The organism is Rufibacter immobilis (assembly GCF_003721565.1).
GTDB classification, from domain to species: Bacteria; Bacteroidota; Bacteroidia; order Cytophagales; family Hymenobacteraceae; genus Nibribacter; species Nibribacter immobilis.
In genome coordinates this window covers 38,817-62,066 of sequence record NZ_RJJE01000002.1, presented here as the reverse complement: position 1 = coordinate 62,066, position 23,250 = coordinate 38,817, and the positions used below count along the sequence as shown (strand labels likewise).

Below are 23,250 nucleotides of genomic sequence, written 5' to 3'. Positions count from 1 at the left end.
CAAAGATAAGTACTAATTTTAAGCCGACAGACAACTTAAAAAATCAACAAAAATAGAAACCCTTTAATAAGTTCCCTTACATGGAAGATTACAATAAAATAATTGAGTCGCTGAAAGTGCGCTACATCAAGGCTAAAAACCTGGTGTTGCAGCAGCCACTCACTGTGCGTAACTACTATGATGTTGGTAACAACCTCATATTGGTGCACAATGGCATTGTTGCTTTCGGTGATGATAAGCAAGTGGCGGAAGAAGGACAGTTGCTCTTCATTCCGGGTGGACGTAGTACCAAAATCTACTACGGTGACACCGAGAGTAGAGTCATCTCCAATGATGACTACATCACCACCAAAGACAAGTTCTTCAAAAGCAACAATGACCTTGACCTTATTGGAGAGGCAGATGACAGCCACAGCTTTGTGAGCTTTGAGGCTAAGGTATTTGATTCTGTGAACTTCTTCACCTCTCTGGAGGTGCCGGCGTTCGTGATTTCCAGCAACAAGCTGGCCACGCTGGTGATCAAGATTGTGGAGGAAAGCATGCAGGATCTGCCGGGTAAGGAGCGTATCATCAGCCTGTACACAGAGCAGATGGTGGTGGAACTGATCCGTTACATCTTAAAGAACAAGATGTTTGTGGAGCAGTTGGCCACCAACAGTACCTACTTCAAAGACCCACGCCTCATTGACCTGTTCAACTACATCAAAGAGAACTTGGGTGGCGACTTGTCTAACAAAGTGCTCAGCAACGTAGCCAACGTGTCTGAGGACTATGTAGGCCAATACTTCAAAATGCTGACCGGTATTAACCCGCAGGACTACATTGAATACCAGCGCATGGAGCGTGCCGTATTCTTGCTGCGCACAACCAAGAAAAGCATCAGAGAAATTGGCAAAGACGTGGGCTACAAAGACACGGCGTACTTCTGCCGCCGCTTTAAGATGATGTTCGGGATTCCGGCCGGTAAAATGCGCCGCAGAGAGTCTTCCATGAACGTATAACGTACATCTTCCACTCACATACCCACAGAAAGGCCCGCCGCAAGCGGGCTTTTCTGTTTAGGGGCTCTTTTTCTGAAAAGAGCCCCTAAACAGCTTATGGGTTTTATGAGCAAGCCGTTCAGGCCAAGGTGGAGGATGTTTATATGCTGAATTGGTAACTGTCTCTTTGTTTCTGGTGGAGCCGGCGTTGGCGCAGCCAGGCCCGGGCGGTGGCCAGATCTGCGAAGACTTCGGCCTCAAAAGAAGTGACGCTGGCATAGAAGGCATCGGCGGTGGCTTCCGCAAACGTCTCAGGCTTTACCACCAGTGCGTAGAACTGAAGCCCCGCCTGGGCAGCCTTGGGAGCCCACTCCTCCAGCGTCCACTCCAGGGAATGGCTCCAGGAGCCTACCATGTCGCGGGTGTCTATGAGCATGGCATGGCAATTGGCTTCCTCCAGGGCCTCAGTATAGGCTTCCATACCGGTTCTAACAGCCTCTGGGGTAGAATAACCTTGCCAGGTGGCCTGAATCCAATGGTTATCAGGATCTGCCAAAATTTGGAGATACACATGGCCAAAAGCGTTCACAAGTTCTGATCTCATAGCACAAAAATTAAAGATTCGTCACAGTTCAACCAAAGGCTAGCGCTTGTGGAGCAGCTGGCCTCCAGTAATTCCCTTAGGCTTCCTAAGGGAGGAGCTCCTTTTTCCCGTTTAGGGGCTCTTTTTCTAAAAACAGCCCCTAAACGGAAAGAGAAGCAAATAGGCGCAGTAGCAGAAGTCTGCGGCGCCGGAGGCCGTTACAGATAAAAGTCACCGGCGGCCTCTGGTTGGTAAATCACTTCTTCAATCTCATAGCTTAACATACCCCTAGGAGCAGCGCAAGCCACTTCCTGCCCTACTTTTCTACCTAAGATGGCCGTACCTACCGGCGCCAGCACAGATATTTTGCGCTCCGCTACGTTGGCGTCTTTAGGATAGGTGATGGTGAGTTCCATTACCGTGCCACTTTTTTTCTCCCGCAGCCTCACCAGCGAATTCATGGTGACCACATCTACCGGCACTTCCTCTGAGGGAATGATTTGGGCAGTACGGAGTTCTTTGCAGAGGCCTTCCACTTGGGCAGGGGCTCCGGATGAACGCTGGGCTTGTACCAGCAGGTGCAGGCGTTCATAGTCTTTTTCGGTTAGAAAAACAGTTTCCATAATAGTTTAGGTTAAGGTTATTTTCTGATGAAAGCGTTGGGTTCTGGGCGTACCTCAGCGGTATGCCTCTGTTGCCAAAACCCAGGAAAAGCCAGAAAAGGAAAGCGCCATCAGGAGATGAGGAAGGAAATGCCCCTAAGGACAGTTTCCAGCTTCATCTCCTGATGGCGACGACGAAGGGTGCCGGGGAATACTTTATCCCGGCTTAGTTATTAAAGTCTTTGGGTGACGTAAAAAAGAAGAGGCAATAGCCGTTCAGGACATCACGCAGAGAAGCATGATGCGATGCTGCTACCAGGCCAGTGAAAGGCTTTTCCAGGGTAGTTGATATGTTCCGATAAGGCAGCACGGCGTTAGGTCAATTATTCAAAGATAGCCAAAAGAAAACTCAGGAGCAATCTTGGCCAGGGCTATGCCTGCGGCAGTACCACGTTGAACCGCTGTTTCACTTCGCTTACCTCAGAGATAAACTGCGGGCTCTTCTCAATGTGGTTGCCCACTACCAGAATGTCGGCGCCGGCTTTCCAGGCGGCTTCGGCTTTCTCCACGGTGTTCACGCCGCCGCCCACAATAATAGGCACGGAAACCGCTTCGCGCACCGCCTGAATCATAGAAGCGCTTACCGGGTACATAGCCCCGCTGCCACCGTCCAGGTACATGTACTGCAGACCCAGCATTTGCCCGGCCAGCGCGGTGCAGGCGGCAATAGAGGGTTTATCATGCGGAATAGGCGTGGTGCCGCTCATGTAGGAGGCCGTGGTCTGGCGCCCCGAGTCTATGAGCATGTACCCGGTGGGGTACAGGGCCAGGCCACTTTTCTTGAGCAGGGGAGCGGCCGCCACGTGCTGGCCTATGAGAAAATCTGGATTACGGCCAGAGATAAGCGAAAGCAGGAGCATGCCGTCTGCCTGCGCATCTATGTACAAGCCGCTGCTGGGGAACAGAATAACCGGAATATTGCTGTGCTGCTTGATGTAGCCCACAAACGAGGCCTGCTCTGGGTTAGAGATCAGGCTGCCGCCCATGAAAAAGAAATCCACCTCGTGCCGGTGGCTCAAGGCCAGAATTTCCTGGCAGCGGGCTACGGTGAGGTGGTCGGGGTCCAGAAGTACCGCCAGCCGTTTGGGGCGGTTGGCGGTTACGTCTGGGGTGTTAGGCGTTAGGTAAAGCTGATGACTGCGGTGGTTGGGCATCCGTGATGGGGTCTGGCTGTAACTCGTATGCAACGGTGGTTTCTTCCACCAGAACAGGCTGCTGCGGGGCCTCCGGGGCTTGCAGGTGTTTTTCCACCATCTTGGTGAGGTACACCATCAGGATAGCCGCCAGCTGCTGTTCCAAGATCTTAAATAAATCTGATTTGAAGAACGCTTTCACCAAAGAAGTTTCCTCCTTGGAGGCAGAGCGGCCGTGCCCAGAAGCTACCGTGCCGGTAGATGGGTGGTATACCGCGGGGTAGGTACGCTCAATGGCGCTGTACAGGGGCTCGTCATCCTCTACCTCCGGAATAGACGAAATCCAGGCGCGGTCTTCGGCGCCTTTGAACCGGGCGGGGTTCTCCAGGCGGTTGCTTTTCTTCTTCTTGGGCTTGTCTTTGCCGCCGCCGTTAAGCGCTCTGCTCACAAAGTAAATACCCGCCAGCACGCCGCCGGCAATCAATAGGTTTTTGCCCATCTTCTGCGATTGGTCCTTCAGGTCGGTCACGTCACTGAGGAGGGCGTTTTTATATTCTTCTTTTTGACGTTCCAGAAACTCGCGCGGGTCATCAAAAAGCGGATTGTTTAGTTCGCTCATGGCAACAGGTATAATTAGTTGGTTTGGTTAGATTCGTCAGCCTTGTAAATAGTGTTCCGGAATGCCTTGTCTGCCATGCCCTGGAATACCTTCTTATCAAGGCCCACCACCAGAACAACGAGCAAGATAAGGTAAAAAAGCGTGACAATCCCGAAGCCCCAGTACCGGCTGTCCAATACATCGTTCAACAGCAGCGCGATGAATAGGTTGAGGAAAAGCAACACCATTAACGCCACCAGTCCCAGCAGCACCCCGTGGATGGTGCTCACGAACACCCCTTTCAGTTTAGTCTGCAGGTCTAGTTTAACCAGTTCTATGCGGGTATCTATGTACCCCATCAGGTTGGCGATGATACTGTCCGTTTTGCTTTTGTCTTCGGTAGCCATGTGTGTTTTTTTGATGGTGTGCGTAGTGGATATACGGAACATTGGCGGAAAATATTCCAAAAATAAACGTCTTCAAAATTCCATACGCAAATGGCCCGCTCCCGGATTACCAGATGAGGTGGGGAAGCGTGCCGTTTAGGGGCTCATTTTCAGAAATTAAGCTAAAAACGCGCCGCAGGTATGCCCAAGCAGCGGGCTATCTCGTATTTTTGCAACGTGTGTGTCTGTGACCGTATCTCTTGAGCAAGAACTACTACCATATTCTGGGGGTTTCCTCCACCGCCTCGGCCGCTGAGATAAAGGCGGCCTACAAGCGGCTGGCGCTCAAGTTCCATCCAGACAAAAACCCCAACAATCTCCAGGCCGAGGAGCGCTTCAAGCAGGTGAACGAAGCCTACCAGGTGCTCTCAGACCCCCGCCGGCGGGCTTCCTTTGACCTGCAGCAGGAATACCAGCAGCGTCAGCGGCAAGCCGAAGCCTACACTAATCCGCGCTACCACCATACCCGTCCGCCTGCCGGGTTTAAGGAGCGGTATTACCGGCAGCGGCCCGTGAAGCATACCCATTTCTCGCGCCGCGATATCCAGATCACGGTTACGGTCGTATTGCTGGCGGTTCTGCTGGTAGTGGCCGTGGCCCTTGGCTGGCGGCAGATTGCCTCTGGGCGGGCCATGGACCGGGCCCGCGAAGCGGAACGGGAGCAGAACTGGCACCAGGCCCATGAAGCCTATTCTACCGCACTGGAGCACCGCCCCGGGCTGGAAGAAGCGCGGGTAGGCCGGGCCACCCTGCGGCTGCGCCATCTCCAGGACTTCGGCGGAGCCATTGACGATTATACCCAGGCCCTGCAGGGAAACGAGGAGCCGCCCGCCGCCTGGTACGCCGCCCGCGGCAAAGGCTATCTCAGAACCAGGCAGTACCCGCAGGCGCTGGAAGACCTGAACCGAGCCATTTTCCTGGACAACAAACAGGCTGAGGCTTACCTGGACCGGGGCATTGTGCACCTGCAATCTGAAGACGATTTTGAAGCCGCCCAGGCAGACATCAGCCACTACCTGCGCCACTCCAAGAGTGTAGCCGCCACTGCCACGGCAGAAGCATTGCTGTACCGCGCGTTTGCGTACCTGCGCATGAAGAACCTGGAGAAGGCGTGGCAAGACACAGAACAGGCCCTTCGGCAAGACGACCGCAACCCCAAAGGCTATTATCTGCAGGCCAAAATAAAGCAGTTGCAGGGCGAGCATGAATACGGCTGTGCCCTGCTCACCAAAGCCGCCGACCTGGGTTTTGTCCTGGCCCGGGAGGAAGTGCAGGACATCTGCCGGTGATAGGTGCTGCCGTGCCGGTATGCGTTTAGGGGCTCTTTTTCTGAAAACGGCGCCTAAACGCGCTCTACCGCAAAATAGGAAAGAGTTTTCCTAACCCTATCCGGTAACTTGCAGGGTACCAGGTTCCTTTCTCTAAAAGTGACCTCAGACTGTAGTAAAATTTAAAGGTTGCTTTACCTTTGTCCCGGTTTCAGAAAAGGGCAAACTGCTGTTCTCTGAGCCGGCGCATCTGGGGAGAAGGAGTTTGCTCTCTTCCGGCGGCGCGGGTCTGGTGGCTTTTGGCTTCTCCAGACCGCTTGATTTGCCTGTAGTACACCATGAAACGCTTACCCATCCTGCTTTCTTTGCTCGTGCTTTCCTTAGTCTCGTGCGAAGATCTATTTGAATACCACCCCAACCAGATTCGGTTAGAGGACAGCGAGAAGAACTTGACGGCCCGTTACCTGCAACGGCTTCAGAAGCAGACGCCCCAAGACACCCTTCGCATTCTGGTCATGGGAGACACCCAGCGCTTCTATGACGAAACCGAAGCCTTCGTGGACAAAGCCAATACCTTCCCTTACATAGACTTTGTCATTCACCTGGGCGACATCTCAGACTTTGGTATGTCTAAGGAGTTTGGGTGGGTGCATGACATCATGGAAGACCTCAAGTGGCCTTACCTCACGGTGATTGGGAACCATGATATGCTGGGCAATTCCCGGAAGGTGTACGCTCAGATGTACGGCCCCATGAACTATTCCTTCACCTACGGGTCCGCCAAATTCATCTTCATAGACACCAACGGCCGGGAATACGGGTTCAACGGCAAAGTTCCGGATTTAGAATGGCTGGCGCAGGAGCTGAACCCCACAGAACCGCAGTCCTGGACCCAAGCCATTGTAGTCTCCCACGTGCCGCCTTTTGACTCAGATTTTGACCAGCAGCTGGAGCTGCCGTTCCATAATACGCTGGTGAGCAGCAACAAAGTGTCGTTGAGCCTGCACGGGCACCGGCACAACTGGGGTTCAGAGGTGAAGTACGGAGATGATATTCTCTACCACGTGACCACCACCGTGAAAAAACGCGGGTTCACCTACCTCAAAGTCTGGGACCAAGGATATTCCGTTGAACAAATAGCCTACTAAGATGAGAACCTGTACACGTATTCTGCTGGTATTGGGCTTATTTCTGTTTTCGGCCGGAGGCCATGCCCAGGAGTTGCAACCGGAGCAGGACAGAGATTGGTCGCCATATTACCTGAAGACGCAGTTCGCCGGCGATGTGGGCTTGGTTTCTGTGGGCATAGGCAAACAGTCGTTCAGCCAGCGGCTGGAGACCGATCTCTCGCTGGGCTACCTGCCCAAATCTGTGGGCGGTGACCACATCTTCACCCTCGCGCTCAAGTCTACGCTGCTGCCCTTCAAGCCCGTGAAGGTGGGGCCGGTGGACTGGCACGCCTTCACCACCGGCATGCAGTTGGGGTATATCTTCGGGAAAGAATACTTCGCGAGCGAGAAATACCTGAGCCGGTACCCCAACAGCTATTACAGGTTCTCCACAGCCTTCCATCTCTACCTGTTTGCCGGCGGGCAGGTCAATTTCACCAGAATTGAGAAGCTGAACCGCTTCAAGGTGTATTATGAGGCGGGCACCATGGCGAAATACCTGGTCTCTTACGTCCAGAACCCCAAGTACCTGAGTCCCGGCAAGATCTTTCATCTGGCTATAGGAGCCAAAATGCATCTCTAAGGAGTTCGTTGCGCAATTGGGCACGTTGCGCTAGTGAAAAAGTAGATCCTGTTTAGGGGCTCTTTTTCTGAAAACGGCGCCTAAACAGGATCTTAGGCAGAAGCCTAAGGTATTATGCCTTGCATGCACAACTCCTTGCCAAGGTCATCGTTTAAAAAGTAGTCTCCTGGCAGGAATTCCAGCGTTTGGTAGCGGCAGGAAGTGAAAATATTACTACCTTAAAGCACTAAAGCGGCCTTTGGGAGCGTATGAAAGAACAATAACGGCCAACGTAGAGATGGAAATGAGAGTGAAGGAATTCAGCCAGCTTCCTTTAACGGAACAGATAAAATGTGTGCAAGATACTGGGCGGTACCTGCACGCCCGCCTCAAGGGTTGGTGCCACATTAGTCTTTACTTTATGGGCAGTTTCTACGCCGAGGTATGGTTGCTGGAGCACTGCGGCAGCATTGGCATGGTGAGGACGTTTACCTCGCAGGAGCAACTGGAGCCTTACCTCAAAACCACCGCCATGGAGAAACTGGTGCAGGAACTCACCCACTAAGAGTGCTGTCCACCTGTCGTTCAGTTTCCCCGGCCTTCCTCCCTTGCATGAGGTCTGGGCTGGTTTAGGCTTAATTCCAGAAAAACGGCCCCTAAACGGCGTAGGCTGGGGTCTGCAATAATTTAGTCCTTTCCCGCAGAAATGTTCCCGGGCAGATACGCCAATTATTCCCTTTTTCCGTAAGTTGGAAACTCAATGAAGAGAGGGCAACGCTTGCCCCGGCTCTTTCCAGCACCATGCGCCATGAATAGGGAAATCACATACCAGGCCGCCAAAGCGGTGGCCGGCACGGTAGAGAAACATTTTGTCCAATACCTGAGAGAAGCCCGCGAGCGGGGAGAGCAGGCCTCGGCCCCCGAACCGCACGCCAAAGTAATCGCCGCCATGATTGACACGGCCTTTTGGGCCAGTCTGCGGCGCGAGGAAGGGCACTCGCCTAAAATCTCACTTGCTTTCCTGCCTCCCGAACAGGCCATCCGTCCGTTGGTTTTTGAACAGCGCTTGCCCCTTACTTCCCACATGCTCACTAAAATTGCCCCAGGGGTGGAGCGCTCCGGCATTCATCTGGGAGTTTGGTACGAAGGCGAGGAGCTGTATATCTGGGGCACCATGCATGAGATCTCTACGTTCTGTTTTGTGCTGGATGTGTCAGAGCCCGGGTTGCTGGTCATTAAACACCGGCGCAAGGGAGGCTTTGGCAAGTTCAACAACGTGGCGGTACTCAAAGGCGACCAGATAAAAGTAGTGGACGAAACCAGCGCCAACCTCCCCGATTGCCCCGATGTGCTCACCTCCCTGCTGGGCTTTGCCGCGGCCTCTTCCTGGAATGATTCTGTCAATGTGCTGGTGCAGCTGGCCGTTTCCATGCGGGCGCACGGCCGGGGCGGCTCTCTGTTGGTGGTGCCCTCGGGCAAGGAGGACTGGCGAAACTCCATCATGCACCCCATCCAGTACGCGGTAGCCCCGGCCTTCTCTGAGTTAGCCGAGCTCATGCGGCAAGACATAGCCGAGCGTACCCGGAGTTCGTGGCAAACCGCCTTGCGGCAGGCCATAGACAGTATTGCCGGCCTCACCGCCGTAGACGGGGCTACCGTCATCACCGACCAATATGAACTGCTGGCCTTCGGGGCGAAGATTGTGCGCGCCTGGGAAAGTGCGCAGGTAGAGCAGATGGTGTTCACTGAGCCCGTGATTGGCGGCGAGGCCATGGTGGTCCCGCCCGGCCAGACCGGCGGCACCCGTCACCTCTCGGCTGCCCAATTCGTGCACGACCAGCGCGATGCTCTGGCCTTGGTTGCCTCCCAAGACGGCCGCTTCACCATCTTCACCTGGTCGCCCTGTGAGGAAATGGTGCACGCGCATAGGGTAGATGCGTTGTTGTTGTAGTACGTTTAGAGGCTATTTTTTGGAAAAAAGACTTAAAACAGAAGTGCCCATGACTCCAGTTGTAGCGCTTATACTTCTTCCATAAACAATTCTAAATTATAAATGAGACAAGGCCAAAGCCTCTGGACAAAGGATGAACTTATTCTAGCTATCAATCTCTACTGTAAGCTACCATTTGGAAGACTTCACAGAAATAATCCTGAAGTGATTCGGCTAGCTGGGTTGATAGGAAGATCTGCTAACTCTGTTGCGTATAAGCTTGTCAACTTTGCGAGTTTAGATCCAAGTTTGCAGGCGCGGGGTGTCAAAGGAGCTTCAAATACAAGTAAGCTGGACAGGGAAGTGTGGAGCGAATTCAACAAGAATTGGGAGGAACTGCCGTTTGAGAGCGAGAAACTAAGAGCAAGTTTTGAGCATACAACAGTTGAGAGAATCAATCAGATTGATGAATCTGAGTTGCCTAAAGAAGGCAAGGCAAGAGAGCAAGTGGTTAAAGTACGGGTGAATCAGTCTTTTTTCAGGCGAACTGTTCTAGCCGCCTATAACTCTACTTGTTGTATCACAGGTTTGCAGCATCCTGCTCTTTTGATTGCGGGACATATTAGCCCTTGGGGAACAGATGAAAAAAACCGATTGAACCCGAGAAATGGAATCGCCATAAATGCTTTGCATGACAAGGCTTTTGAGGCTGGTCTTTTGACTATCACTCCTGATTATACTATCAAAATTTCATCCTCGCTGAAAGGAAACAAACAAACCAGTGTCAATGAAGATCATTTCTTGAGGTATGACAACAAGGGAATAATACTGCCATCTAGATTTCTGCCTGATAGAGCCTTTCTGGAGTATCATAATGCAGAAAGATTCATTCCTTAAATCAAATCTCCACTTTCATCCCTTGAAAACCTCTTTCCTATGCCATGCCAGATTCTCGGGCGCAGGATAGTGAATGGTGCCAAAAGGTAAATTCAACCGTTTCCCGTCCAGTTTCTTCAAGGCGTAAGCGTTATTCTCATCTTCGGCAATAGCAGGGGAAATCAGTACTTTCAAATGTGCATCCACAGAAATCAAGCCACGGTCAAAGGCACGGTGCAGGTTAGGGCAGAGTGCGAGGCCATTGGTGACTTTATCATCTTTGCTGAGGCTGAAAGGCACAATATGGCACGCATCTACCATGGAGAATCCGTGCAATGAGCTGAGGCGCATGCCCGAAATGCAGCAAGTGAAGTTATATACCTGAGGCACCAGTTTTTTAAACAAGCCGCCGCGCACAAAGAGCTGTTCCTCATCTGGGGCTATTTGAGCAATGGTATAGGTGGCGGCACTTTCGTTCAGGAGGTATTTCTCTAAATCTTGTAAATAGCCGCCGCCGTTTTTGGCCTGTAGATAGGATTGGGTGCTGTTGAGAAAGTAACGATTCAGAATAGCAGTTTTTAAAATATTTCTGCTCTGGGTAGATAGCAGGAGCGCGAACAAATCTTCAGAGAAAAAAGCGTGCTCTACCAAGCTGTTCAGCGTGTTGAAGTTCTTGATAACCGAATTGAACTCCTTGCCAGGCCATGTCTTCACGAACCAAAATCCTTCACCAGACAAATGGTAAAAAGGTAGGAAAAAATCTGGGTTATGGGCAGTGGTCACCAATAGCGCAAAGTTCTCTTTGAAGGTTCCTACCAGTTCTGGAGTAATGCAAATCCTGTTCTCTGTAAGAACGTCCTTTTCAAATAGCTCAATTAGGCTCAACAACAGCACAGGCTTGTGCGGGGCAGGCCCAAACTTAGTCACGCCTTGGCGAAGATGGGTGAATTTATGAAGATACTTTTTCAGGCTTTCTGAAAGCGAAGACATAGCAGGAAGATTAAGCTTGTCCTGAAAGTAGGTATTTCTTTTAACTTAGAGCTATTGATTCAAGCGGGTTTCCGTTTCCTGCCTCCTTTTCCCAAAATGCCCTAAAACAAAAAATCCCGCTCCATTCCTGAAGCGGGATTCTCTTTCTGCTGGTGGTGATGATTGGAATCGAACCAACGACACAATTTGTCTTCAATATCTTGAATGGGCCAAACAGGACTACTTTTCAGAAGGTTTAGTATTTGCTCCGAAGATAGTTCGCCATACGTGCTGCCAAGCGCATTGCCATACATATTTTCTTAGTACAGGCGGCCAAGAGATTCCCGGATTGGCTACACTCGCTCATATCTAAAAGCGAGAATATGACCACAAAAGCCTATCTAAGGAAGCCCAATTCAAAAGGACTCTGCTCATTATCAGTCTGGTACACCCACCGCCATAAATGGTTCTCTACTGCTGTAGGGATATTGATTGATCCTGTTTACTTCGATAAAGATGCAGGTCAAGTGAGGCGTTCACATAGTGAATGCAAGCTTATTAACGCTGCCATAGAGAAGGTAAAGTCTGATTTAATGGCTTGTGCATTGAAGTTGCTTGTACAGGGCATAGATCCTTCTGCGGAGGCCGTATCCAAGCTGTATGGAGGCAAAGTGACTATTGATGAGTTACTAGCTGCCTCAAATCCAGGACTCGGTGGTGGAGCCGAAAACAAGCCAAAATTGAGTCCTGCCTTTGACTTCCATAAAATACTTGAAATCTACTCCAAGGGCAATCAAGACATAAGCCCCAACACCATCAAGCAATACAACCTGCTGCGGAACAACCTTCTGAAGTTTGAAGAGAAGAAGAACTACCCTTTGAGCTTTGAGGGTATGGATGATAAGTTTTTTGAGGCTTATTCTGACTTCCTCCTGTTTGACCTAGACTACTTCAATAACAGTTGGCATAAAAGCGTAGGCCTGTTGAAAGGCTTTTTAAACTATGCCCAAGATAAGCATTCGGTTACAACAGTAAATCCTAAGTCCAACAAGTGGAAGAGCTACAATGAAGAGAAAGACATCATATACCTGAATGTAGAAGAGCTAGATAAACTGTACAGTTATGAGTGGGACGAGGTAAAGAGGAAGTATGTTGATTTGTTTGTGCTAGCCTGTGATACAGGGTTTAGGATTTCAGATTTGTTCAGGAGCAGGCTTTGGCGGATTGAGGAAGGAATGATTTATACCACTACCAAAAAGACCAAAGGTGCTGCTAAGGTGCCTGTAACTCCAAGGATAACTGAGATATTGAAGAGGTATAGCTATGATATGAGGGTAGCTAGTGAGCAGAAGGCAAACAAGTACATCAAAGAGTGCATAGAGGAGATTGGCTTAAATACTGAAGTGACCATCTTAAGGTATAAGCGCAAGAAGGAGTTTGAGTTTGTGCGGAGGAGATGTGATTTGGTTACTCTGCATTGCGGAAGGCGTTCATTTATCAGTAACTGCTTCGCCAAAGGCTTTACTGAGACTGAGATTTTACAGATGATCGGCTCTAAAGACCTCCGTACTATGAAGCGATACCTGAAGATAGAGACAGAGAAGCTGATGGGTAAGATGGCTTCTGCTGCTTAGTTAACACTAATACTTGAATAGAGGGTGTTTTCGCCTCCTCTGCCAACTCCGATATATTTTGCTAATACATTGCTTAGTATATATCAGGTGCTGATAGGGGAGGCGATTTGCTTGTTTTAATAGAAGGTTATTCAACTAAAACTTAGAACAGCATAAACAAAAGTTTATATCCCAAAAGTGTTTCTGTAAATACCAAATTATTTTTAATTTATTTTTATTGCATACTTGTTTGGCATTGTCAAAAATACTACTTTTGCATCATCATTAATTCTATGATTGATGATGTCGCTCTTTGATGTATTGGTTTTAAAATATTGTTGTTGCTCCCCATAGATGAGCGATAATGCCGCCCCAATCTACACTATCAATCGATAAATCTACACCTTGTATACGGCAGCCTAAGCCGTTCTCATTAGGCATCAATCCATATAAGCCGCCCTCAAAAAATAGGGCAATAAATTGAAGTGAATACCTGTGAATTTACCATAAAAAATATGGTGGGGATAGCTATGTCCATTCCAATTTAATCACCCCCAAAAAGTCATAAATATTTGTTTATGCAGTTCAAAAATTCAGCTTCTTTCTTGAGGCAGGGAGTGCTATGTCCTTTTAATACAATTCTTAAACTTCAAACTTTTTTAACAATGGAATCAAGCAAAAATCAAGAACAAGTAAATCCAGAATTATTCAACTTGGATGAGAGTAATGATCAAATCTTTTCATTCGATGAGGATGAGATGCCGATTGAGCAGTTAGAGCAGCTAGAAAAAGAGAGTGATGAGAGGCTCTTCGGTAAGTACGGTGACATCCAAGAAGAACTTGGAGACGATGACTGGAACTGGCCTATACAAAGCAAGAACAGTGAACCTGCTGAGAACAAAGAGGGCCAAGACGACTTAAAACACTTTAACCCGAAAACCCTATTTGGTCATTAATCAAGTAATGTTGTACACCTGCGCCTTGCCCCTTTGATGGGGCTTGGCGGTGTACTCCTTGTTTGAATGTCAATGACGGGTCTTAAAATATTGGTTCGCTCGCCACTCCCCACAGGCCATTATGGGCCTGGTCGTTGCGGCTCCATACCAAGAGTAAATAGCTGCACAGAATTACAGAACAAAGCCTGCGGCAGCGAGCAACTCGGCAAGCCTCACCAGGCAACCCAACAACAACAACAACAACAACAACCAATTTAATCAAGACATATAGTACATCTTTATCTTTTTGGCAAGTAGTACAATTACCAACCAGAAAAGTACAGAACAACCAGAACAAGAGCATAACCACAACCACATAAAGCAAGGGGCCACCAACAATCAACATTCCCACCACTTACTAACCTGTAGTACATCTTTATCTTTTTGATAGACTGTACAATTTAATGCTGAAAAGTTGCAGTAAAAAGATTAAGACTTTTGCTCAATTGAAGCATATAATATGTAGTACATAAAACAATATCATACATACACTATGGCACAGAGACAACACAACAATATCAACTTGGCAGCATCCATTGAGGATAGAGATAGGATGCTGAGAATTATCTCAATACATCAACTGAAGACAAGAGAGAAGCTTACGTTGAAGGAACTTATTACTAAACTAATAAACACTTATACAGAGGTAAATGGAGAAAATATATAAAGAGAATAAGCAACAGAAACTATTCAGGTGCCACCTAGAATCAGGAGGTTCGCCAGTAAAGTATTATAGTAAAGCTACAGAAGGATTAAGGCCTATAGCTTCAGCCATACTTGCTGATGCTGGTATAGGGGATAGGATAGAGGAGGGTTTGATGATGCTTGAAATGATGCAGCCATTTTACTGCAAGAATGATTTGCGGTACGTGAATATTCACAGTAATAGATTCGTGAAATACTTTGGAAGCAATGACAAAAGATCATACACTCATTTGATTAGGGCTTTCACTAAGGCGGGCTTAATAGAGCCTTTTCGGGGTAGTTCTATGGTGGCAAAACTAGGTAATGGTAGTTACACAGTAGGATACAAAACAAAGGCTTACAGGATAACCCCTCAATACTGGGATATAGTTGACAAATCACCTGTAAGCCAGATAAAATTTAAACATTCATTTAATATGGCTTTCAAGATATGGAACGAACAGGATGAGCAAAAAAGAGAGATTCTTATAGAATCCAAGAGAAGGAAACTAACTGAAAATACGATAGCGATTTGTTCGGGCCTAGACTCTAAACAAGCGTGGACTGACATTAACATTATCTATAACAAGGATAGTGAAGCCAAGTTCAAAAAGCATCCTGTAGCTGATACGCTAAGGTTTGTCAATAGGCTTGCCGATGGCTGGTACTATGAAATGTGTTATGATGAGTTTGGGCATAGGTATCATTCCCCCCTTACCAACAGCATCAAGCAGGTCAGGGAGTATGTCAGATTCAATGGCAAACCAGCAATGGAGATAGATTTCAAGAACTCCCAGTATTACTTCTTTGCCTTGGCGGCGACTTATCCAGATATAGTCTACAACATTCTTACGGAAGGGGAAGATGAGGCGCAGGATAGCAATGAGGTGATGTTAGTATTAAGCACAATCAAATTGGCTTACAAAGCCAATCAGGACTTCAGGGAGTTCTGTAAACAGGCATTAGCAGGGAACCTTTACGAGTGGATGGTGGAGGAACTAACCTCAAAAGGTATTAGAACAGATAGAGATAAGGTTAAGAAGATGCTGATGCCTGGGCTTATGTCAGATGAATTAGAAGCTAAGAAAATCAAGAGGAAACTAGGCTTGGTGATTCCTTCAGTTATAGAAGTGTGTGGGATACTGAACAGGCCGGAAGAGAATAGGCTAGCCGAGTGGAAGGCGTACGTTGCTGAAGTCGGTGATATGTATTCATACCCACAGCTGGTAAAATTAAAGAAGCAATTTTATAGGAAAAGAAATCTTATCCCTAAGCTACTCCAAAGGCTGGAGACTAGGATTATTATCGATAGAATAGCTGTAGAGGCGATTGCAGAAGGTGCAAAGCTTTTTACAACAATCCACGACAGTTTCCTTACTCACCAAGACAACAAGAATTTATTCTTTAGCCTGATAAGCAGATGGTTCAGTATGATGGGAGTGGCCGAACAAGACCATCCTAAAGTAAAGGAAAAGGTTTTTAGGGGTTGGAATTGTGGCTGTGGGCAGAAGGGGTGTGCTTGCTCCTACTGGACAGAAGTAGATCTTGCAGGAGTGCCTTTGATGTATGCTGAGTTGCTATAGGATTTAGAAGGTGCTGTCTTTTCACTTGGTTTTCGCTTTAATTCTAATTAGCTTTTCAACTAAAATAAGAAAAGTGAATAATTGGTATTATGGCGAATCAACAAAGACCTCAAGTTGTAAGACTTTGGGTATTAAATATTAAGTTAAGATCGAATACAAGAAAAGGTCCATCTGCTTACGAAGAGCTTATTACTGAACTTTATAAATTAAGGCTTTCTCCTAAAGTTAGGGGTGGTAGTAGTATAATACTCCGGACACAATTTAAGGAGTCTATTGATGGTAAGGCTGCTGTGTATTATGGTAAAATATCTAGGTTTACTCGTCTAGATAGTACCGAATGGTTTGACTCTCTAAATATGGAGGTTGTTAATCACGAAATCCCTGCGGGCCTGTTCCCAAATCTAAAAGAGACAGAGTATTTCTTTATTCCAAGTGCACATAGATTCTGTATTTTAGACAAAGCAGGCACAATTTCGCTCACAAATGCAGAAGATTATTTAAAGAAAGTTCTTCCTAATGTAATTTTTGAAGATGAAGATTTTGAAGTAAATGTTGAACAAGATATCAACTCATTTGAAGAAATTCTTTACGCTAGTGAAATAAAGAAGCTTGTAATAAGTATCACTTACAGTAACAACGATACAAATGATGAATTAACCGCTTTCGTTGATAATGAGTTAAGGGCATTAAGGGTTGGTAAGTTAGATGCTACAATAACGCCAGACCAGACTGGACAACTTTCTTTAGATGATAGTCCCTTTATAAAAGGGGCGCTAGGAGTAGCTGAAAGTGATGGAACTGTAGAAGCAACAATAGTAGACCAAGAAGGTGTCAAAAAGAAGGTTAGTACAAGGAATTACCCTAGGAAAATATTTGTTGAAAATATAGGGGGAGATGATGCTGTTAATCGTTCAGTCTTCTCTAAAATAATGAGCATTTTTAGACAATGATGACTGAAAAACAATTGCAGGAATTAGAAGATAGGCACTTAGCTGGATTTGCAGGTCTATGGAAGAATTATACAAGGGATAAGCTATTTAGAGGCATTAAATTTCCTCTGCTATTTTCCTTAGTTTTTACTATTTTATTTTCTTTCTTTAATGAAGATCTTTATACAATAATAAAAGATATTTCCTCAACAACTCTTTCCGTTATACCTAACTTGTTGGGTTTCTTGCTGGGGGGTTATGCAATTATAATTGGCTTCGGTAACGTAGAGCTTCTAAAATCTACTACAAGGACAAGTGAAAATAAGCCAGTAAGTTTATTCCAAGCGATGAGCAGCATTTTTGCTTTTTGCATATTGGCGCAAGCTGGGAGTTTAATTTTAGGGGCTGTATATCAACTATTCATTAATGTGGATTTTGAATCAGTGAGTTGGTTTGATACTATTCAACCATATTATCGGAGTTTCAATGTGCTTTGGCTATTCCTTATAACTTTTGCACTTCTATATTCCATCTTTTTACTGCCGGTTATGTTGATAAATGTGTTCAATTTTGCACAAGCTTATCACTTAAGGCTTACAATAGAGAGGATTAAAGAGGATGGGAATAAGTAATAAGATTGCCATAGATGTCTTGCTTAGTCAAGAAATGAGAATATGCTCAATTAAAGCAGTGGTTGATTTTATAAATCAGAATGCAGTCGCCATCATTAATAATCTGGACAAGGAAAGTATTGATGTTTATAACTTCTTACAAAAGGAGTTCCAGCAGTCAGACGTAGAAAAGAACTTGGTCTTTCAATTCCTTTTCAGAAGCTTTTACCGTTTAGACAACGCCGGCCTGACTCCAGATTTCAAATCCGAATATTTCAGGATAATGCAGGAGGAGAGAAGCAAAACAGTCATTGACTTAGAAAGTGCTTTAGATAGGCTTTATAATTTCAAGAACAGACAAGACAATAAAAGCTTCCAATTCTCCTTCGTTACAAAGCTCTTCAACACTATAGATAACAGCCTCCCTATCTATGATAGTGAAGTAGCTCGAGTTTTTGGTTTATGCAGGCCGTATCAGAAAGATTTTAAAATCAAGTACAAAAGGTTAAAGGAACAGCTAGACCTTATCACTGAAGCCTATAACGCTATTATAAGCGAAAATTTGGTGCATCCAGCTATTAGCCTGTTTGATTCCAAGTTCAAAAATCACCAGTTGTCTGATATGAAGCGACTTGATTTTATTGTTTGGTCTGCTGGGAAAGTAATGTCAAAAGAACAACAGGAGAAAGCATAGTTTAATGACAGGTAGAATAAGGAACTGGGTTGCGATTACTTTAATTCATAATCAACTTTAGGGTAAATTTCATCTGGTTGAATGTCTTCAGTAAACCCCTTTAAAGGCAAATTCTTGATAAGATGATAAGTTGAAATTAGTTTGCTATGTTCGTCCTCAGGTTCAAGCTCCCACTTCTTGCCAAATGTTGAAACAGAATTGTAAAAAAGAAGCGCTTGTTCATAAGTGGATAACTGCGCTCGTAATGTTTTAACGTAATTGTACTTTTGATTAGGGGTTAAGAAATCAGAGTTATGAACAAATTTGACTGTTTGAAATAAATGTCTGAAATAATGGCCAAGTTGAGATTGGAATCCACTTTGGTCTTGTAAACCTATTCTATGACTGGGTCTATAAAAATCGTCCTCTGCCCATTCTTTATCTATTTCATTTTGCTTGGCAACATCGTAGGGTAAGTAACTGATTAGTGTTTTGCTAAAGCTTACATTCTTGCCAAAAGCATCATCATAATAGTTTATTTCGCCTACAATTTTATTAAGATGATGTTCTAACACTTCCTTGTTGTAGTTAAGTCCTAGATAAAAAAAGAGGTAAGTTGCTTCTATTCTCTTTATAGGCTCAATGATGTAAGCATTTTTGTCTACTCCCTTTATTGTCCTGTATAAAAAGTTGAAGTCTTTTTTAAGTTCCACAAAAGCATTCCTTGCTCGCTTCCCATTTACTTCAATTTCAGCTACATTATCTCTGTGTAGCCGAACCATCTCAAAGAATATTCCTTCAAATTGCTGGATTTTGAAATTTAAGTTTTGAGCTTGATTTGCTTCGTACTGAACATAGAAAGCAAAGAATGTTAAGATTGCCCCAATAAAAGCTATGATTGGTGCTGTTAAACCTCCAAAAGTGTCTCCTACTACTCCTGTATTTTGGAATTTATCTACAAAAACAGGTTGGTCAATTAAATAAATTGGGATAAGGAAAATACTTAAGAATAGCAGTAATACTCCAATAACAAAGGTTGCAACTTTCATTGCATCAAATAGAAAGTCTACCGACCATATATAAGCCCAATCTATTTCTAAGTGTTTTTTCTCATTTGCCATAAAGGGCAAAAATATGGAAAAAGTGTCAGTCTTAGGTACTATGCTGCTCTGTAGATCAGTTCGTTGTGCCTTACCTCAATTCTCCTTACTTGCACAGAGGTAAAGGGCTTGCCATTCCTAGTGGTTCTGCCTCTCATATTCAGGTGGGCAGCAATGTCCCTGTAGCTGCTCCCTTTCTCTCTCATTAGCAGAATGGTATCTAGCACATTGTTGATGTAATCGGCTTGCCTAGCATTGTCAGAGATAGCTTGATAGGCCTTTGCCCTAGCTTCGTCTGTAAATGTGTTAGAGGTATTCCAAACCTCGCCACGGGCCTTCTTTGCTTTCAGAGCATCAGTTATCCGCTGGCTTATTCTCTCTCTTTCATATTGAGCCATTGTAGCGAATATCCCAAGGGTAAGTGTGTTGCAGTCTGGAATGTCGCAGCAGATAAAGTCTACCCTGCTGTTCTTAAGGGAGAAGATGAACTCTACATCTCTGCTTAGCCTGTCAAGCTTAGCTATAATGAGGGTAGCCCCTGAAGTTTGGCAATGTTGAAGTGCCTGCTTAAGCCCTTGCCTGTTGTTCTTCTTTCCAGATTCTACTTCTGTGTACTCAGCAACCACTTGTCCAGATGTAGCAATGTGCTGCTTTACTATTTCTACCTGAGCTTCTAATCCGAGGCCAGACCTTCCCTGCTTTTTGGTGCTCACCCTGTAGTAGGCTATAAAGTTCTTCATAAGTCTCTCATTTGTTGAACTTTCTGAAGATAGCCGAAACCGCAACAAAATAGAAACACTAGTTCGCATTTTGTCGCAGAGTCTTGAATAGGACAAATCGTCATTATTTAGATAGGGAAGGGCAAGAGAGATGTTTGGTTGGGAATTGAAGAAGTTAGAAGGATAAGGAAGGTTTGCTTTCGCTAAGTTTTATTACTTTTTATCTGTTAAAGGCAGTAAATATGCTATTCTAGCTAATCGTGAGCAATCATTGATAAGTCTGAAGAGTCTTACTACTCTTCACTATGAGTGCCTAAAAATGGCGCAGAAGAGACATTTTTCTTCCTGTTTATATTCAAAACTATATATTTAACTGTATGAAATAACCCAGTATTAGTGAATAATCAAATTATGGAGAATTCAGAGGGAGCTTTAAGCCAACCATTAATATCTATCAAGACAGGACAGGAAGCTTTCACTAAAGACTCTAGGTGCACAACTTTCCGGCTTTTGGATTTCTGGCAATGGTCGATGTCTGATTTATTAAACAATACATCTAGGGGGCGACTAGCGGAATACATTGTTGCTACAGCTTTGGGAGTCAGTGACAAGGTCCGAGTGGAATGGGATGCTTACGATTTGATTGCTCAGAATGGGAGTAAGATTGAAATCAAATCCTCCGCTTATATTCAGAGTTGGCATATAGGGAAACTATCATCAATATGTTTTGATATAAGGCCGACAGTAGAATGGAACATTAAAACAAGGAAGTACGAAGGAGAGGCAAAAAGGCGGAGTGACTTCTATGTTTTCAGCCTTCTGCATCACCGAGATAAGGAAACTGTCAACCCTTTGGACTTAGACCAATGGACGTTTTTTATTCTGCCAACCTCTGTTTTAGATGAGAAGGTCCCTTTTCAAAAGAAAATCGCACTAAGCAGTCTAAAAGGTTTAGGGCCTGAAGAGTGCAAGTATGGCCAGATAAAACAAGTTTTAGATAGATTGATAGTAATTGACTCTAAAGAAAGTTTAAGTTAGAATGTTGCACTTGCTCAACTAAAGATATTTTATTGCAAAGGAAGTAAGTAGGGTTTTTGGTTTAGGTGCTTTAAACCTAGAAGAACGTTGCCCTGGAACATCTTTGACTAGTAGATATAAAGAATGTTAGTAAATAGTGTGAATGTGTTACTAAGTTTTGATTGCGGAACTAGAGCGATGTAATGGGATACTTCTATACTCGGTATACCAAACCACTTAAGATATGACCGCTTCAGCATTCCACCTCAAGAAAGTAACCAACCAATACAAGGAGACACTGACCGTCCTTGAGATTGTAGGTAATTCAGTAAGAGTACTAGAGGAGTACAGCACTCAGTATCATACCTCTAAGCTGTTCTATGAAGGCGCCTCACTATACACCCTAATCAACGGATAGTATGGAAAGGTTCACCATCTACTCTAAGGAAGACATTGCTGCATTCTTCATCTTTCTAACCAACGAACTAGAGGTAAACTTCCACCCTGATGACTCATTTTTTGACTATGTGAATATCCATACAGGAGAGCCAACATTCACAGGCGAGGACGCAGCCAAGTATGACAACATTATGCAGGACTGTTTTGATTGGTGTGAGGCCAATGACGAAGACATCTATCTGATAGCTTTAGAACTGTTTAATGCGACCAATGGCTCCTGTGCAGACGAGGATTGAGTATTATCAGTTACTTAATGTGGCTCAGGACCAAACTTGGGGTGCATTTAGGCTTAGAAGCTCAGTTTGCAACGTTAACTAGCTGCATCAATTTCATAGGAGTAACAAATAGCCACGTAGAGATAGAGTCAGGTGGCTCTAAGGACAAGATCAGAGTTCACTAAGATGTGATCATAGAGAAGCTGCTAAAGGGAGTTTAAAAACAAAGGCGACCATTTAGGTCGCCTTTGTTAATGTGAAGTCTTATGAGAGTAATTCAAAGCATTTCCTTCTTTATCATTCCCTATATCACTACGATGCTTCCTAAGTGCTTGAATCAACTTGATGGAAGCATCAGAGGTGCATATAAAGTAAGTTAATTCTGTGCCAAACTTATGAGTTAATTCTGTACTAAACTTATAAGTATACCTAGTGCTTTCTAGATATTGCTTAATAACCTCTTTGTGCAGCTCTTCCAACTTCTCAAGTTCATCATTCGCTACGGCTACTGGTTTGAATTCAAACGGCTCACTTGGATTATGGAAGTTCCCCTCCAATCCAACAGCTAGAGGTTTATTCCTTTTAAGTTGAATAGTGCCTATAAAGTTACTTATTGCGACAATAACACCAGCTACAGCCGCAATGACTGTTATGCCCATTACTAGTGTCTCCATATTATATGTTTTTTATTCTATCGAATATACTGTAGCTAATCAACGTATTAACCAACGCCAGTATACCGGTAAGAACTTTAGTGTTAACTTTCTCATATCCAGCACCATTGTCAAGCTCAGCATTGATAACAGCACTGTATACAATAATCACTACCATTATCATCAATAACGACGCACCCCTGTTCTTTGTTTTAAAGTTTGGTTTTAAGTTTGGTATCTTCTTCAGTTGCCTCTCTTCAATCCCATCTAGCTCAATTATGTTAGCAAGGCACAAAGCCAAGCTATAAGTCACAAGATCCGACTCATTAAAAACAAACATTGCACACCAGGGTTTATCAGATATTGCCGAAAGCAAAGCTCGTGCAAAAAGTGGCAGGATACCTACCCCAACGGTATAGATAACCCATTTAGTTTTTCTCATTTAATCTTTAATACTCAAACAAATAGTAAAATTTGGTTCAATTTTCAAAGTTACTAATCGATTTCCTTGATTCATCTCCTATTGCTAAAGCTATTTTGACCCCTTCTAGTCAATCTGCTTCTTTTCTTTGGCTTTGGTTATCTCTCCTGTTTATTAGTTACTCTCTCGATAGAAGTCGTTCACAATCTTAGATTGGTTTAAGCTTGGCTAAAACTATCTTAGGGGATTCCCTGGTTGTCCACCCTGATATTAACTGAACTCGTCATTGATTGAATCTAAACCAATATGCTTCTGTGTTGCATAAACTCAATTCTTGAGCTAAGGCAACAGCCCACTTTAGGTCCAGATAGGATAACGTGCTAGTCGTAATGAATGAGCAAG

26 protein-coding genes and 1 tRNA gene are annotated in these 23,250 nt (G+C 45.1%); 16 read left to right on the top strand and 11 right to left on the bottom strand.

Going from position 1 to position 23,250, the window contains the following annotated elements; genetic code table 11:
• Positions 1 to 80: 80 nt before the first annotated feature.
• Positions 81 to 1,001: a helix-turn-helix domain-containing protein gene (locus tag EFA69_RS02750; RefSeq protein ID WP_123131565.1), complete on the top strand. Its 921-nt coding sequence runs from the start codon at positions 81 to 83 to the stop codon at positions 999 to 1,001.
• A 139-nt stretch (positions 1,002 to 1,140) separates the two neighbouring features.
• On the opposite strand, the gene EFA69_RS02745 is transcribed toward EFA69_RS02750, so the two are convergent.
• From EFA69_RS02745 to EFA69_RS02725, 5 genes are all read right to left on the bottom strand, one after another.
• On the bottom strand, positions 1,141 to 1,584 hold the full coding sequence (locus EFA69_RS02745; RefSeq protein WP_123131564.1) for an STAS/SEC14 domain-containing protein: 444 nt from the start codon (positions 1,582 to 1,584) through the stop codon (positions 1,141 to 1,143).
• Positions 1,585 to 1,781: 197 nt separating this feature from the next.
• A complete protein-coding gene (rnk, locus tag EFA69_RS02740) occupies positions 1,782 to 2,186 on the bottom strand; it encodes a nucleoside diphosphate kinase regulator (RefSeq protein ID WP_123131563.1) in 405 nt (134 codons plus the stop codon).
• A gap of 410 nt (positions 2,187 to 2,596) precedes the next feature.
• Complete coding sequence (locus EFA69_RS02735; RefSeq protein ID WP_123131562.1) at positions 2,597 to 3,379, bottom strand: geranylgeranylglyceryl/heptaprenylglyceryl phosphate synthase; 783 nt, start codon at positions 3,377 to 3,379, stop codon at positions 2,597 to 2,599.
• Positions 3,339 to 3,977, bottom strand: a complete 639-nt coding sequence (locus EFA69_RS02730; protein ID WP_123131561.1) for a hypothetical protein — start codon at positions 3,975 to 3,977, stop codon at positions 3,339 to 3,341. Before EFA69_RS02730 ends, EFA69_RS02735 begins: the two co-directional genes overlap by 41 nt.
• Before the next feature lie 14 nt (positions 3,978 to 3,991).
• Complete coding sequence (locus EFA69_RS02725; RefSeq protein WP_123131965.1) at positions 3,992 to 4,363, bottom strand: phage holin family protein; 372 nt, start codon at positions 4,361 to 4,363, stop codon at positions 3,992 to 3,994.
• A 239-nt stretch (positions 4,364 to 4,602) separates the two neighbouring features.
• On the opposite strand from EFA69_RS02725, the gene EFA69_RS02720 reads away from it, so the two are divergent.
• The 6 genes from EFA69_RS02720 to EFA69_RS02695 all read left to right on the top strand — a co-directional run bounded on the left by EFA69_RS02720 (position 4,603) and on the right by EFA69_RS02695 (position 10,228).
• Positions 4,603 to 5,691 (top strand): tetratricopeptide repeat protein, encoded by a 1,089-nt coding sequence (locus tag EFA69_RS02720; RefSeq protein ID WP_123131560.1) that lies wholly within the window; start codon positions 4,603 to 4,605, stop codon positions 5,689 to 5,691.
• 317 nt (positions 5,692 to 6,008) lie between these two features.
• Entirely contained in the window at positions 6,009 to 6,818 is an 810-nt protein-coding gene (locus EFA69_RS02715) for a metallophosphoesterase family protein (RefSeq protein ID WP_123131559.1), read from the top strand.
• Position 6,819: 1 nt separating this feature from the next.
• Complete coding sequence (locus tag EFA69_RS02710; RefSeq protein WP_123131558.1) at positions 6,820 to 7,422, top strand: hypothetical protein; 603 nt, start codon at positions 6,820 to 6,822, stop codon at positions 7,420 to 7,422.
• A 334-nt stretch (positions 7,423 to 7,756) separates the two neighbouring features.
• Positions 7,757 to 7,966, top strand: coding sequence for a hypothetical protein (locus EFA69_RS02705; RefSeq protein ID WP_148041239.1), 210 nt, complete (start codon positions 7,757 to 7,759; stop codon positions 7,964 to 7,966).
• A 243-nt stretch (positions 7,967 to 8,209) separates the two neighbouring features.
• On the top strand, positions 8,210 to 9,352 hold the full coding sequence (locus EFA69_RS02700; RefSeq protein WP_123131556.1) for a putative sensor domain DACNV-containing protein: 1,143 nt from the start codon (positions 8,210 to 8,212) through the stop codon (positions 9,350 to 9,352).
• Between the two features lie 102 nt (positions 9,353 to 9,454).
• Complete coding sequence (locus tag EFA69_RS02695; RefSeq protein WP_123131555.1) at positions 9,455 to 10,228, top strand: HNH endonuclease; 774 nt, start codon at positions 9,455 to 9,457, stop codon at positions 10,226 to 10,228.
• Between the two features lie 15 nt (positions 10,229 to 10,243).
• On the opposite strand, the gene EFA69_RS02690 is transcribed toward EFA69_RS02695, so the two are convergent.
• Both EFA69_RS02690 and EFA69_RS20185 read right to left on the bottom strand, forming a co-directional pair.
• Complete coding sequence (locus EFA69_RS02690) at positions 10,244 to 11,197, bottom strand: HNH endonuclease (protein ID WP_123131554.1); 954 nt, start codon at positions 11,195 to 11,197, stop codon at positions 10,244 to 10,246.
• Between the two features lie 150 nt (positions 11,198 to 11,347).
• Positions 11,348 to 11,420: transfer RNA gene (locus tag EFA69_RS20185), tRNA-OTHER, on the bottom strand.
• A 139-nt stretch (positions 11,421 to 11,559) separates the two neighbouring features.
• On the opposite strand from EFA69_RS20185, the gene EFA69_RS02680 reads away from it, so the two are divergent.
• The 6 genes from EFA69_RS02680 to EFA69_RS02655 all read left to right on the top strand — a co-directional run bounded on the left by EFA69_RS02680 (position 11,560) and on the right by EFA69_RS02655 (position 18,285).
• Complete coding sequence (locus EFA69_RS02680; protein WP_123131552.1) at positions 11,560 to 12,810, top strand: tyrosine-type recombinase/integrase; 1,251 nt, start codon at positions 11,560 to 11,562, stop codon at positions 12,808 to 12,810.
• Positions 12,811 to 13,367: 557 nt separating this feature from the next.
• A complete protein-coding gene (locus EFA69_RS02675) occupies positions 13,368 to 13,745 on the top strand; it encodes a hypothetical protein (RefSeq protein WP_148041238.1) in 378 nt (125 codons plus the stop codon).
• Between the two features lie 689 nt (positions 13,746 to 14,434).
• On the top strand, positions 14,435 to 16,051 hold the full coding sequence (locus EFA69_RS02670; RefSeq protein WP_123131550.1) for a hypothetical protein: 1,617 nt from the start codon (positions 14,435 to 14,437) through the stop codon (positions 16,049 to 16,051).
• Between the two features lie 89 nt (positions 16,052 to 16,140).
• A complete protein-coding gene (locus EFA69_RS02665; RefSeq protein WP_123131549.1) occupies positions 16,141 to 17,001 on the top strand; it encodes a DUF4747 family protein in 861 nt (286 codons plus the stop codon).
• Positions 16,998 to 17,612 (top strand): hypothetical protein, encoded by a 615-nt coding sequence (locus EFA69_RS02660; protein WP_123131548.1) that lies wholly within the window; start codon positions 16,998 to 17,000, stop codon positions 17,610 to 17,612. The genes EFA69_RS02665 and EFA69_RS02660 overlap by 4 nt, the downstream gene beginning before the upstream one ends.
• A complete protein-coding gene (locus EFA69_RS02655; RefSeq protein WP_123131547.1) occupies positions 17,599 to 18,285 on the top strand; it encodes a hypothetical protein in 687 nt (228 codons plus the stop codon). Before EFA69_RS02660 ends, EFA69_RS02655 begins: the two co-directional genes overlap by 14 nt.
• 35 nt (positions 18,286 to 18,320) lie before the next feature.
• On the opposite strand, the gene EFA69_RS02650 is transcribed toward EFA69_RS02655, so the two are convergent.
• Positions 18,321 to 19,385 carry a putative phage abortive infection protein gene (locus tag EFA69_RS02650; RefSeq protein WP_148041237.1) on the bottom strand — a complete coding sequence of 355 codons (1,065 nt, stop codon included), beginning with the start codon at positions 19,383 to 19,385 and terminating at the stop codon, positions 18,321 to 18,323.
• 38 nt (positions 19,386 to 19,423) lie between these two features.
• Complete coding sequence (locus tag EFA69_RS02645; protein WP_183906667.1) at positions 19,424 to 20,104, bottom strand: recombinase family protein; 681 nt, start codon at positions 20,102 to 20,104, stop codon at positions 19,424 to 19,426.
• A 390-nt stretch (positions 20,105 to 20,494) separates the two neighbouring features.
• Between EFA69_RS02645 and EFA69_RS02640 the strand changes: the two genes are divergently transcribed.
• From EFA69_RS02640 to EFA69_RS02635, 3 genes are all read left to right on the top strand, one after another.
• A complete protein-coding gene (locus EFA69_RS02640; RefSeq protein WP_123131544.1) occupies positions 20,495 to 21,121 on the top strand; it encodes a hypothetical protein in 627 nt (208 codons plus the stop codon).
• Positions 21,122 to 21,344: 223 nt separating this feature from the next.
• Positions 21,345 to 21,518 (top strand): hypothetical protein, encoded by a 174-nt coding sequence (locus tag EFA69_RS20180; RefSeq protein ID WP_183906666.1) that lies wholly within the window; start codon positions 21,345 to 21,347, stop codon positions 21,516 to 21,518.
• Position 21,519: 1 nt separating this feature from the next.
• Complete coding sequence (locus EFA69_RS02635; protein ID WP_123131543.1) at positions 21,520 to 21,795, top strand: hypothetical protein; 276 nt, start codon at positions 21,520 to 21,522, stop codon at positions 21,793 to 21,795.
• 230 nt (positions 21,796 to 22,025) lie between these two features.
• Here the strand turns inward: EFA69_RS02635 and EFA69_RS02630 are convergent, their stop codons facing one another.
• Positions 22,026 to 22,448: a hypothetical protein gene (locus EFA69_RS02630; protein ID WP_123131542.1), complete on the bottom strand. Its 423-nt coding sequence runs from the start codon at positions 22,446 to 22,448 to the stop codon at positions 22,026 to 22,028.
• 1 nt (position 22,449) lies between these two features.
• Positions 22,450 to 22,869, bottom strand: coding sequence for a hypothetical protein (locus tag EFA69_RS02625; RefSeq protein WP_123131541.1), 420 nt, complete (start codon positions 22,867 to 22,869; stop codon positions 22,450 to 22,452).
• Positions 22,870 to 23,250: the final 381 nt, after the last annotated feature.